At 30.4% G+C, this 11,711-nt stretch carries 13 protein-coding genes; 9 read left to right on the forward strand and 4 right to left on the reverse strand.

Going from position 1 to position 11,711, the window contains the following annotated elements; all coding sequences use genetic code 11:
- Positions 1 to 19 precede the first annotated feature (19 nt).
- The 4 genes from folE (at position 20) to lgt (ending at position 3,614) form a co-directional block, all read left to right on the forward strand.
- Positions 20 to 691, forward strand: a complete 672-nt coding sequence (folE, locus tag L2Z92_RS20650; RefSeq protein WP_236456662.1) for a GTP cyclohydrolase I FolE — start codon at positions 20 to 22, stop codon at positions 689 to 691.
- 129 nt (positions 692 to 820) lie between these two features.
- A complete protein-coding gene (gene cysS, locus L2Z92_RS20655) occupies positions 821 to 2,308 on the forward strand; it encodes a cysteine--tRNA ligase (protein ID WP_236456663.1) in 1,488 nt (495 codons plus the stop codon).
- A 32-nt stretch (positions 2,309 to 2,340) separates the two neighbouring features.
- On the forward strand, positions 2,341 to 2,574 hold the full coding sequence (gene yidD, locus L2Z92_RS20660; protein ID WP_236456664.1) for a membrane protein insertion efficiency factor YidD: 234 nt from the start codon (positions 2,341 to 2,343) through the stop codon (positions 2,572 to 2,574).
- A gap of 86 nt (positions 2,575 to 2,660) precedes the next feature.
- Positions 2,661 to 3,614 (forward strand): prolipoprotein diacylglyceryl transferase, encoded by a 954-nt coding sequence (gene lgt / locus L2Z92_RS20665; protein WP_236456665.1) that lies wholly within the window; start codon positions 2,661 to 2,663, stop codon positions 3,612 to 3,614.
- A gap of 74 nt (positions 3,615 to 3,688) precedes the next feature.
- Here the strand turns inward: lgt and L2Z92_RS20670 are convergent, their stop codons facing one another.
- Positions 3,689 to 3,904, reverse strand: a complete 216-nt coding sequence (locus L2Z92_RS20670; protein WP_236456666.1) for a hypothetical protein — start codon at positions 3,902 to 3,904, stop codon at positions 3,689 to 3,691.
- A 240-nt stretch (positions 3,905 to 4,144) separates the two neighbouring features.
- Here L2Z92_RS20670 and L2Z92_RS20675 point away from each other — a divergent pair, with 240 nt between their 5' ends.
- Both L2Z92_RS20675 and L2Z92_RS20680 read left to right on the forward strand, forming a co-directional pair.
- Positions 4,145 to 5,122: a DUF2157 domain-containing protein gene (locus L2Z92_RS20675; protein ID WP_236456667.1), complete on the forward strand. Its 978-nt coding sequence runs from the start codon at positions 4,145 to 4,147 to the stop codon at positions 5,120 to 5,122.
- A gap of 3 nt (positions 5,123 to 5,125) precedes the next feature.
- Entirely contained in the window at positions 5,126 to 6,295 is a 1,170-nt protein-coding gene (locus tag L2Z92_RS20680) for a hypothetical protein (RefSeq protein ID WP_236456668.1), read from the forward strand.
- A 64-nt stretch (positions 6,296 to 6,359) separates the two neighbouring features.
- Here L2Z92_RS20680 and L2Z92_RS20685 read toward each other — a convergent pair whose 3' ends face one another.
- On the reverse strand, positions 6,360 to 7,385 hold the full coding sequence (locus L2Z92_RS20685) for a threonine aldolase family protein (RefSeq protein ID WP_236456669.1): 1,026 nt from the start codon (positions 7,383 to 7,385) through the stop codon (positions 6,360 to 6,362).
- A 48-nt stretch (positions 7,386 to 7,433) separates the two neighbouring features.
- Between L2Z92_RS20685 and prfB the strand changes: the two genes are divergently transcribed.
- The 3 genes from prfB to lpxD all read left to right on the forward strand — a co-directional run bounded on the left by prfB (position 7,434) and on the right by lpxD (position 10,280).
- A protein-coding gene (gene prfB / locus L2Z92_RS20690) for a peptide chain release factor 2 (RefSeq protein ID WP_236456670.1) occupies positions 7,434 to 8,532 on the forward strand; the annotation gives its coding sequence in 2 pieces (ribosomal slippage) (positions 7,434 to 7,496 and positions 7,498 to 8,532; 1,098 coding nt in all).
- A gap of 227 nt (positions 8,533 to 8,759) precedes the next feature.
- Positions 8,760 to 8,954, forward strand: coding sequence for a hypothetical protein (locus L2Z92_RS20695; protein ID WP_236456671.1), 195 nt, complete (start codon positions 8,760 to 8,762; stop codon positions 8,952 to 8,954).
- Between the two features lie 321 nt (positions 8,955 to 9,275).
- On the forward strand, positions 9,276 to 10,280 hold the full coding sequence (gene lpxD, locus L2Z92_RS20700; protein ID WP_236456672.1) for a UDP-3-O-(3-hydroxymyristoyl)glucosamine N-acyltransferase: 1,005 nt from the start codon (positions 9,276 to 9,278) through the stop codon (positions 10,278 to 10,280).
- 242 nt (positions 10,281 to 10,522) lie between these two features.
- Here lpxD and L2Z92_RS20705 read toward each other — a convergent pair whose 3' ends face one another.
- Positions 10,523 to 11,239: a DsbA family oxidoreductase gene (locus L2Z92_RS20705; RefSeq protein WP_236456673.1), complete on the reverse strand. Its 717-nt coding sequence runs from the start codon at positions 11,237 to 11,239 to the stop codon at positions 10,523 to 10,525.
- 90 nt (positions 11,240 to 11,329) lie between these two features.
- On the reverse strand, positions 11,330 to 11,671 hold the full coding sequence (locus tag L2Z92_RS20710; protein WP_236456674.1) for a hypothetical protein: 342 nt from the start codon (positions 11,669 to 11,671) through the stop codon (positions 11,330 to 11,332).
- Positions 11,672 to 11,711 lie beyond the last annotated feature (40 nt).

Raw genomic sequence — 11,711 nt, forward strand, 5'->3', positions numbered from 1 at the left:
CTATAACATAATAATTATAATGATTAATAAAGACGATTTTCAAGAAGAAATAGGTGATAATCATATTGCAACTAGTGCAGAAACTCCTTTAAGAAAAGATGCTTTTAATTTATCCGATGATGAAAAAATTGAAAGTATAAAAAAAGATGTTGAAAGTATTTTAACCACTCTTGGGATGGATCTTACTGATGATAGTTTGAAAGGAACCCCAAATAGAGTTGCTAAAATGTTTGTAAAAGAAATTTTTGGTGGTTTAAATCCTGATAAAAAACCAAGTTCTTCAACCTTTGACAATAAATATAAATATAATGAGATGCTTGTTGAAAAAAACATCGTTGTTTATTCAACTTGTGAGCACCATTTATTACCTATTGTAGGAAGAGCTCACGTTGCATATATATCTAACGGAACTGTTGTTGGACTTTCAAAAATGAACAGAATTGTTGATTATTTTGCAAAAAGACCACAAGTACAAGAACGTTTAAATATTCAAATTGTTCAAGAATTGCAACAAGTTCTTGGAACAGAAGATGTAGCTTGTGTTATTGACGCAAAACATTTATGTGTTAATTCAAGAGGAATTAAAGACATTGAAAGTAGTACTGTAACTGCTGAATTTGGTGGTAAATTTAAAGAGGATAAAACTAGGAGAGAGTTTTTAGATTATATCAAACTTGATACTAAATTTTAACAATTTATTTTCATAGCCCTGATAGTAGCGGCATCCTTTTATAGAGTACAAATGTAGCTTGCGAAATTTTACGCTATAAAAGATAAAGCGAATAGCAGGAAATAGCTTCAAAACAACAAAAACAACAACATGCAATTATACAAAAACCAAAGCCTCAAATTATACAACACCACTAGTGGTGAAAAAGAAACTTTCAAACCTATCCATGAAGGACATATAGGAATGTATGTTTGTGGACCAACGGTTTATAGTAATGTTCATCTTGGAAATGTGAGAACTTTTATGAGTTTTGATGTTATTTACAGATATCTAAAACATATTGGCTATCAAATTCGTTATGTTAGAAATATAACGGATGCTGGACATTTAACGGATGACGGTAATGTTGAAAATGACAGATTTGTTAAACAATCTCGATTAGAAAAATTAGAACCTATGGAAATTGTACAGAAATATACTGTAGATTTTCATAAGGTATTGGATACTTTTAATTTTCTACCTCCAACGATTGAACCTACAGCAACTGGACACATTATTGAACAGATTGAATTAATTGAAAAACTAGTTGCAACTGGTTTTGCATATGAAAGCAAAGGTTCTGTGTATTTTGATGTTTTAGAGTATAACAAAAGAGGTTTAAATTATGGAGAATTAAGTAATCGTAATATTGAAGAATTATTCACTAATACCCGAGATTTAGACGGTCAGAGTGAAAAGAAAAATCCTCAAGATTTCGCACTATGGAAAAATGCTTCTCCTGCACATATCATGAGATGGAACTCTCCTTGGGGTGAAGGTTTTCCTGGTTGGCATCTTGAATGTACTGCAATGAGTACAAAATACTTAGGTGAAAAATTTGATATTCATGGCGGAGGAATGGACTTAAAATTTCCTCATCATGAATGTGAAGTAGCACAAGGGAAAGCATGTAATGGTGAATCTCCTGTTAACTATTGGATGCACACCAACATGCTCACCATGAACGGATTGAGAATGAGTAAATCTACTGGTAACTATATTTTACCAATGGAATTAATTGAAGGTAAAAACGATTTCTTTGAAAAAGCTTTTAGTCCTAGTATTGTTCGTTTCTCTTTTCTCCAAGCACATTACAGAAGTGTCTTAGACATTTCTAATGAAGCAATGCTTGCCAGTGAAAAAGGTTTTAATCGTTTTGTTGAAGGACTTAAAATTGCTAAAAATTTACTACCGAGTAGTACTTCTACACTAGATATTACCAAATGGAGAGAAAGTTGCTACGATGCAATGAACGATGATTTTAATACTCCTATATTATTAGCTCAATTATTTGAAGGTATACGTTTTATAAACCTTGTTAATGACAAAAAAGAGTCACTCACAGAAATAGATATTACATTACTATCAGATACTATTCGTATATTCTTAACCGATGTTTTAGGTATTAAAATTGAAACTAATAATGAAAACAACAATAGCTCAAAACTAGAAGGTGTTGTTCATATGCTAATTGAAATGAGAGATGAAGCTAGAGCAAACAAAAACTGGGCTTTATCAGACGAAATTAGAGATCGTTTATTAGCATTAGGTATTCAGCTAAAAGACGGAAAAGAAGGAACTGGTTTTAGTGTTAATTAGTGATTAATAATATCTACAGATAGAACAAAGAAATGATAAAACAAATAGTCAAAATACTTGCTTTTCCTTTTATAATTTTAGTTCGTTTTTATCAAGTAGCCATTTCTCCATACACACCAGCAGCATGTAGGTTTGAACCAACATGTTCACATTATACCGTTGAAGCCCTAAAGAAACATGGCATTTTTAAAGGGGGTTGGTTAGCTATAAAACGAATACTAAGTTGTCATCCGTGGGGAAAAAGTGGCTATGACCCTGTCCCTTAAAACTTGACACTATATCTTAAATTAATTTTAACATCTATACCAATTATATTCTTTAATTTTAAGCCCAATAAACAAAATAGTAAATTATGCATTACACATTAAACATGGTTTGGAATCCTTCGGAAGGAATAGATTTAGGTTTTTTTATGATTCGTTATTATAGTTTAATGTTTGTGGTTGCTTTCGGTTTAGGATGGTATATAATGAAACCTATATTTAAGAGAGATAATTTACCAATTGAAAAACTTGATAATATTTTTGTTTACACCGTTATAGCAACTTTACTTGGTGCTAGATTGGGACATGTTTTTTTCTATGATTGGGATTATTTTAAAGATCATAAATTAGAAATTCTTCTTCCAATAAGAGAAAATGCACAATCAACACTATTTGGGTTTATTGAAGGTTGGGAATTTACTGGATTTGCAGGTTTAGCAAGTCACGGAGCTGCTATAGTAATAGTAATTGCAATGATAATTATTAAACGTAAAAAAATTATAGACAAACCGCTATTATGGATACTCGATAGAATAGTTATTCCCGTAGCAAGTGGTGCTATTTTTGTTCGTTTAGGTAACTTTTTTAACTCAGAAATTGTTGGAACAGAAACAAACTCTCCTTTTGGAATAAAATTCATTAGAGATTGGTATTCTCCAAGACAAGCTTTTGAAAAAACAGGAATTCAAAATTCTAATGATGCATACAAGGCTATTCAGAATAACTCAGAATTCTCAACAGTATTAGCTGATGTAGTTCCAAAACATCCTGCTCAGCTATATGAAGCATTTGGTTATGTTTTTGTTTTTGCAATACTACTATATATGTATTGGAAAACAGATGCTAGAAACAAACAAGGCTTATTATTTGGAACTTTCTTAGTGTCTCTTTGGACAGTTCGTTTCTTCGTTGAATATGTAAAAGAAAGTCAAGGTGGTTTTGAAAGCGCTTTAGGCCTATTTTCAACAGGACAATGGTTGAGTATTCCTTTCATAATTATCGGGCTATATTTTATCATCAAACCACAAATAGCAAAAAAATAAAAAATATTTTATAAAAAATCGAGCACTAAAATAATTATTTTAGTGCTCGATTTTTTTATATCTTACTTATACTATTAAGTATTTGCTAATTCTTGTTTCATTATATTTGTTACACAGGGTTTTAAAATTGGATTTTCATTAATAAAATAAACCAGCCACTTTTTTAAATGGTCTAACTCATATGGAAGTAATTTTTTTATTGCTTTTTTCAATTCTTTCATAAAAAGTTCAGGATCAAAACTTACTCTTTCAAGTACATCTTTTGTGTAATCGTAAATCATTCTAGACATAATTCAAATTATTATTAGTTAATAAGTAGATTTAAATTCATTATAAAGCTACAACTATCTATTTGAAAATCAAAGTAAAAACATTATTTATTATCGTTTAAAACCTTTTTTTATCGTTGAAATACACTTTTGTAGGTATATTCTTTTTGAATGATAAATTGAAAATAACTTTTGTAAATTGCATACCTATTAAAAATTAAATTCCACCATACTATAACCTTTACAACTCATTGATTTTAAATGAAAAAACATCAGGAAGAAATTAGAAATGAACTAATCAATTCAAAATTAATTACAAGAGAACAAGGCAATCAAATTGATGCATATAAAAAATTATCTATTTTTTCACTACATAATGAATTACGTACTTTATTATATCTTTCAGTTTCTCTCTTTACAGCAGGAATAGGAATAATAATATATCAAAACATAGATTCAATTGGGCATATTGCATTATTACTTGCATTATTTATAATAATCTGTTTTTGTTTTTTTATGAGTTTCCAAAAAGCACCTCGCTTTCAAAAAACAGAAACTTTTTTCAGCAACTCTTTATTCGATTATCTCATAGTATTAGCATACATTTTAACTTGCACTTTTATTGGTTATCTTCAATTTCAATATTCTATTTTCGGTAATCAATTTGGGTTAGCAACACTAATTCCAACCCTGATTGGTTTAGGTTGTGCTTATTATTTTGATAATAAAAGTATTTTAACAATTGCTATTACTGGTTTAGCTGCATTTATTGGCATTACTGTAAAGCCTCAAATGTTGTTACAATGGGACACATTTAACTTAAATACTTTAGGTTATCCATCAATACTATTAGGTGCTGTTTTAGTGCTTTGGTCTATCTATTGTGACACTATTGATTTGAAGAAGCATTTTAAATTAATTTTTACTACCTATGCTTTACATATTATTTCTTTAGCATGTATTTGCAATCTTTTAAGTTATACAAATAGAGTTCCTTTTGCTATTTTTCTACTACTTTCAACTTATTATTTTATCAAAACCAGTATAAAAATAAAAGCAATTTCTATCTATATTTTTACCATTTTATACGGTTATATTGGTTTAAATATCATTTTATTTATGCTCCTTGAAAGATTAGATTTTTCAAACTTATTTGAACTCTTTATTTTTTTACTACCAATATATTTCATCCTTTCAATAATAGGCTTCATTAAATCAATAAAAAAATTCAAACAATAAGTTATGATAAGTTACGACAAAAAGTTATTAGAAAATACTTATTTAGTTAATGAAGCAAAAAGTCTAGAAACTTCTGGATTTATCAGTCAAGAACAGGTTGCTGCTATAAAAAACAATTTTACAGCATTGAAAACTCAGGATAATCTATTTATTCGAATTTGTTTATTCCTTTTAGGAAGTATCCTGTATTTATCTATATGTGGAGCAATCGGTTTTTTAGGTTTAAACTCATTTAATTCAGATTCAGACACAAGTATGTCAATCTTAATTTTTATATTTGGTTTAACTGGTTTTCTAACTACAGAATTCATTTTAGTACGGACAAAGAATTATTTCGGAAATGGTTTAGACGATTCGTTTATTATTGGTATGCAAATAGCCTTTAACGGCCTTATCTTATTCTTCAATAATTCTGACATGGTATTCTGTTTTTCAATATTTTCAATAAGTACACTATGCTATTTTCGATACCTTCATTTAGTATCACTCTTAGCATCTTATATTTCAGTAATAGCACTATTGTTTTTTATTTTTATTGATTATATACATTACGGAGCGGAAATTTTACCTTTTATACTTTTTTTCTTTGGAATAGGTTCTTATCTCTTTTCAAAAAAAATAACATCAAAAATAAAGACTCCCTATTATAGTGCAGGTATTCTTTTAATTAGCAATCTTGGATTAATTTTAACCTATCTTTCAATGAATTATTTTATAGTTAGAGAGCTATCTAATGAAATAAATTCATCTAGAGGAGAAATACCAATGGCTTGGTTATTTTATAGCTTTACGATTCTAATACCATTGTTTTATTTGTTTTACAGTATAAAGACTAAAAACAAACCAATGTTATGGATTGGTGGTCTAACAATGGCATTTACAGTATTCACAATACGTTATTACCATCATATAATGCCTACAGAAATTAGTTTAACATTAGCAGGAATAATTCTTTTTAGTATTGCTTTTCTAGCCATTAGAAAATTAAAAATGAAGGAAAGTGGTATTACATTTTTGCCAGACAGATTTGAACCATCAAATTCATTATTAAATATTGAAACATTAGCAAGTGCTTCTCAGTTTGGAATACAAACAGAAGACCAAACTACAGATTCACCAATGGATTTTGGTGGTGGTGGCTTTAGTGGTGGTGGTGCAGGAGAAAGTTTTTAATGAGTCACAAAAACAAGATACAAGTCATTACAAAAAGATTAAAAAGAATGGTGTTTTAACAACTTTAAAACTCCATTCTTTTTAGTACGTCTATTACGAAATCATGCATTACTCCTCTATAATCCAAGTGCGTAACCATTCTTAATTTCCCTTGTCCCATTGAGGTAATAAGGATGCTTTTTTGCTTTAATTTTTCAACAAACATTTTCTCATCAATATTTTGTTGCAATGTAAAAATGACAATGTTTGTTTCAACTGGTGCTACAGAAGCAATCCATTTCTTTCCTACTAAAACTTCACCAAGCTCTTTTGCACGTTGATGATCTTGTGCTAGCCTTTCAACATTATTCTTTATTGCATATAAACCCGCTGCTGCTAAATATCCAGCTTGACGCATGTTCCCGCCAAATAATTTACGAATCCTAATTGCTTTCTTTATATCGGCAGCGCTTCCTACTAAAACAGAACCAACAGGCGCACCTAATCCTTTAGACAAACAAACAGAAATTGTATCGAAGAGATTACCAAAATCTCTTGGATGTTGATTTTTTGCTACCATTGCATTCCATAATCGAGCTCCATCTAAATGAAATTTCAAATTATGTTCCTGGCAAACTCTTTTAATTTTTTCTAATTCTTCCAATTCATAGCAAGCTCCACCTCCTTTATTTGTAGTATTCTCTATACTCACTAATCGAGTTGTTGGAGCATGATAAAATTCTGGATCATTTATAACATTTCGAACTTGTTGAGCCGTAATTTTCCCTCTATCTCCGTCTACTAAATGACAAGAAACACCACTATTTGCAGCTACTCCACCACCCTCATATAAAAAAATATGCGACCATTTATCGCAAATTACTTCGTCAGCTGGTTGTGTATGTAATTTTATTGCAGTTTGATTCGCCATTGTTCCACTTGGAAAAAACAAAGCCGCTTCTTTACCAAATAGTTTAGCAGTGTAACGTTCTAGTTCATTGACAGTTGGATCTTGCTTAAATACATCATCACCTACTTCTGCTTTAAACATTACGTCTAACATTGCAGGAGTTGGTTTCGTTACGGTGTCACTAATTAAATTTATTTCCATAAAATCAAAAGTAATGTTCTATTTTTGTGACGTAAAACTACAATATTTATGCTTAATATAGAACAAGTAAAAGATATTATTGATCGCCTTGGTGCGTTAAGGAGGTATCTTTGACATCGATAGAAAACAGATTGAAATAACAAACGAAGAAGAAAAAACGTTTGCTCCTAATTTTTGGGATAATGCCAGAGAAGCGCAAATTATTGTTCGAGAACTCCGTTCTAAAAAGAAATGGGTTGAAGATTACAATAAAGCGGTTGATATGACAGATGAACTTCAAATCATGTTAGATTTCCTGAAAGATGGCGATATATCTGAAGAAGAAGTAGAAGAATTGCATGCCAAAACTCTGACTCATATAGAGGATATTGAGTTTAGAAACATGCTTTCTGATGAAGGAGACAGCATGAGTGCTGTTTTACAAATAACTGCTGGTGCAGGGGGAACAGAAAGTTGTGACTGGGCTTCTATGTTAATGCGTATGTATTTAATGTGGGGCGAAAAACAAGGTTACAAAATTAAAGAGTTGAATTTTCAAGAAGGAGATGTTGCAGGTATTAAAACCGTTACACTCGAATTTGAAGGTGATTTTGCTTTTGGTTATTTAAAGGGTGAAAATGGTGTACACCGATTAGTGCGTATTTCTCCTTTCGATAGTAATGCAAAACGTCACACCTCTTTTGCTTCTGTATATGTATACCCATTGGTAGATGATACGATTGAAATTGAAATTAATCCTGCTGATATTGAGATTACAACTGCTCGTTCGAGTGGTGCTGGTGGTCAAAATGTAAACAAGGTGGAAACTAAAGTTCAATTAGTGCATAAACCAACAGGAATACAAATTCAATGTTCGGAAACACGTTCGCAACATGACAATAGAAATCGTGCGATGCAAATGCTGAAATCGCAATTGTATGAAATTGAATTGAAAAAACAATTAGCACAACGTGCCGATATTGAAGCTGGGAAAATGAAAATTGAATGGGGTTCGCAAATACGTAATTATGTAATGCAACCTTATAAATTAGTAAAAGATGTACGCACAGGTGCAGAAACTAGCGATGTTGATGCGGTTATGAATGGTGATATTGACAAATTCTTGAAAGCCTATTTAATGATGATGGGTCAAAAAGAGGAAGAATAAAATCATTGTTTTTATTAAATAAAGCACACTATAAAAGTCCAAATTCTATTAGTTTAGAGTTTGGACTTTTTTATGTTTACTATTAATTAACATCGGTTTCATTGATTTAAAACAAAATAATAGCTATTTTTAGGAAATAATACCTACTTACAACAAATACAAACAGACATAGAAAAGTGAATGTCTTAAAATGTTCACTGTAGCATTAATTTTTAATATTTTAAATCATGAAAAAACAAATTTTAAAATTTGGTAAAGTTTTAACAAAGGCAGAACAAAAAGGAATCATTGGAGCTAATTCTTTTGGAGATGAATATGGGGTTTGTAACTCTCGTTATTCTTTCTTTTGCGGAGTTCCAGATCATGTATGTTGCAATTATATGTGTGTTTTAGTAACACATCCTGCTTGTAATAGAAATTAAAAATAGGTTAGCAAATATAAAATAGTCTTTTGTTGACAAGAGTCAAAAGTGAATCCCAAAGTTTTTTTAAGCTTTGGGATTTTTACTTTCTATAAATCATATAACTAATTGATACTCTACTGACAGAATAATGTAGATTTAATTCTGATGTGTAAATTGACAAATTATTAAAAGTCTATTTCATAATAAGAGCGTAAAAAAAGAAAGAATAGCGAACACCCTTTTGAATATTTTTTTTCACATATCTCAATAATTATTGTAAAATATTACATATTTCAAAACAAAAACACGTTATTTGAAAAAAATACCTAAAATATACTCATGAAACCCTATACGCTACAAGAAATAAATGATGTCCTAAAAGGTACAATTTATGGAACTACAAATCAGAAAATTACTGCCCCTGAACAACTTGAAGTCGCTTCAAATACAGAAATATCTTTTATTGGAAATAAAAAATATGAAAAATTATGGGCTACTTCAAATGCTTGCGTTGCAGTAGTCAATGAAGATATTTCGATAGCACCTGGTGAGAATAGGGCTTTTATAAAAGTAAAAAATGCTGATTTGGCAATGTCGCAAGTACTTGAACTTTTTGCGCCTGCTCCTCCTCAATTTCTTGTAGACATTCACCCCACAGCAACTATAGACTTAACTGCTGTTATTAGTAATGGTGTTAAAATTGGTGCTGGTTGCTATATAGGTCCGAAAGTAGTTATACACGAAAACACAATACTCTATCCTAATGTGACTATTCTAGATGAATGTACTATTGGAAAAAACACAATAATTTGGTCTGGTGCAGTTGTTAGAGAACGTTGCCATATTGGTAATGATTGTATTATTCACCCGAATGCTACTATTGGTGCAGATGGTTTTGGATTTCGACCTTGCTCTGAAAGAGGACTCGTTAAAGTTCCTCAAATTGGAAATGTAATTATTGGAAACGGTGTAGAAATTGGTGCTAATTCTTGTGTTGATAGAGGTAAATTTAGTTCTACCGTAGTTGGGGACGGATGTAAAATTGACAACTTAGTTCAAATTGGACATAATAGTAAACTAGGTCGTTTTTGTATTATGGCTGGAAATAGTGGATTAGCTGGTTCTGTTACATTAGGAAATGGTGTAATAATTGGCGGAAGTGCATCGATAAAAGATCATATAAAGATTGGAGATGGTGTAATTGTTGGTGCTGGTTCTGGTGTTGCTGGAGATATTGAAGCGGGGAAAACAATGCTTGGTTATCCTGCAATTGAGGCTAGAGACGCATTAAAACAATGGGCTATTCTGAAAAGATTAGTCAATGATTCTAAAAAAAGTAAATAGTATTTATGATTTTCTTTTTCTATTATCCTATGTTATTCAAAGGATAATAGAAAAAGAAAATCGTTTTTATAAGTTGATAATTATACCATTTATGATTTGAATTTACTGTAAAATAAAATGATGATTTTTTTCTTGATATGTAATAGAAAATCAAAGCATAACATCGCTACGTTTTTATTTTATATTGAAATAGCGAGGAAAAAAGGGCGTTTTATTCCAGTAAATTCAAGTGATAAATGGTATTAATCACAACCATCAATTCCGCAACTGTCGCCTTCGGTACTATTTACAACTTTTACATTTGACATTGAAGATTTTTCTTCCCATACTTTTTCTAATGTTTCCATAAATACTTCTTCTGGTTGTGCTCCTGAAATAGCATATTTATTATCAAAAACAAAGAAAGGTACACCTTGAACTCCTATATTTTGCGCTGTAGCAATATCGTTATTAACCTCATCCGAATAAGCATCAGAATGTAAAACCTCTTCTACAATTGTTTTTTCTAAGCCAACTTCTTGTCCTAATGTACTTAATATTTCTAAATTATTTACATCTTTCCCTTCAGTTAAATAAGCTTTTAACAGCAATTCTTTTAGTTCGTTTCCTAAATTATATTTCTTTGCTAAATGCAATAAACGGTGTGCGTTATGAGAATTGGCTAAAATGGCTTTTTCAAAATGAAAATCTAAACCAGAATTTTTAGCATTTTGCGTCATATTATCGACCATTTCTTGTGCCCAAGCCTTGTCTTTACCATATTTTACTGCTAAATGATCTACAATATTGTCATCGGCTGATGCTTTAAAGCTTGCGTCTAACTGAAAACTTTTCCACTCAATTTCAACCTTATCCTTGTGTTCAAAATTAGCTAATGCTCCTTCTATTCTTCTTTTTCCTATATAACAAAACGGACACATGACATCGGACCAAATTTGTACTTTTAATGTATTTTCCATTACTTTTTTTATTTGTATATACAAACTTACTTCTATTTGAATGGTAATAAAAAGGATTTAAGAGTTTATTAACGTATCAACTGAGGTAGATTAAAAGGGATGCATGTAGTATAGAAAAGGATAAAAAAAGGTTACAAAACCATAGGCGGCTGTCCCAAAAATGATAAATAAATGCCTGTATTGAAAGAAATTAAACTTTGATTTTAAATAATATACGTTAATTATTTCAAGTAATATTCCTAGAGAATAAAGAACATTTGCCATGAAGCCCCAAAATAAAATTCCAATACAATCTAATAAACCAAAACAAGGTGAAAAAATAAGCAACAGAGAAAAAGTGCCTAAAGCTCCTAAAATCATATTAAAGCTAAGTCTATGCCTTTCCCACCAATTAATTGTTTGATTTATTGAACTAAAATCTATTTCTTTCATGTTTTTAAATTTATCTACTTGACTTAATCAAATACTACTT

Origin of the sequence: Flavobacterium jumunjinense (assembly GCF_021650975.2) — a bacterium.
In the GTDB taxonomy this organism is placed as follows: Bacteria; Bacteroidota; Bacteroidia; order Flavobacteriales; family Flavobacteriaceae; genus Flavobacterium; species Flavobacterium jumunjinense.

Excerpts from the sequence above, each read along its gene's own strand:
- folE (WP_236456662.1), top strand. The coding sequence starts at position 20 with ATGATTAATAAAGACGATTTTCAAGAAGAAATAGGTGATAATCATATT.
- cysS (WP_236456663.1), top strand. The coding sequence starts at position 821 with ATGCAATTATACAAAAACCAAAGCCTCAAATTATACAACACCACTAGT.
- yidD (WP_236456664.1), top strand. The coding sequence starts at position 2,341 with ATGATAAAACAAATAGTCAAAATACTTGCTTTTCCTTTTATAATTTTA.
- lgt (WP_236456665.1), top strand. The coding sequence starts at position 2,661 with ATGCATTACACATTAAACATGGTTTGGAATCCTTCGGAAGGAATAGAT.
- L2Z92_RS20670 (WP_236456666.1), bottom strand. The coding sequence starts at position 3,904 with ATGTCTAGAATGATTTACGATTACACAAAAGATGTACTTGAAAGAGTA.
- L2Z92_RS20675 (WP_236456667.1), top strand. The coding sequence starts at position 4,145 with ATGAAAAAACATCAGGAAGAAATTAGAAATGAACTAATCAATTCAAAA.
- L2Z92_RS20680 (WP_236456668.1), top strand. The coding sequence starts at position 5,126 with ATGATAAGTTACGACAAAAAGTTATTAGAAAATACTTATTTAGTTAAT.
- L2Z92_RS20685 (WP_236456669.1), bottom strand. The coding sequence starts at position 7,385 with ATGGAAATAAATTTAATTAGTGACACCGTAACGAAACCAACTCCTGCA.
- L2Z92_RS20695 (WP_236456671.1), top strand. The coding sequence starts at position 8,760 with ATGAAAAAACAAATTTTAAAATTTGGTAAAGTTTTAACAAAGGCAGAA.
- lpxD (WP_236456672.1), top strand. The coding sequence starts at position 9,276 with ATGAAACCCTATACGCTACAAGAAATAAATGATGTCCTAAAAGGTACA.
- L2Z92_RS20705 (WP_236456673.1), bottom strand. The coding sequence starts at position 11,239 with ATGGAAAATACATTAAAAGTACAAATTTGGTCCGATGTCATGTGTCCG.
- L2Z92_RS20710 (WP_236456674.1), bottom strand. The coding sequence starts at position 11,671 with ATGAAAGAAATAGATTTTAGTTCAATAAATCAAACAATTAATTGGTGG.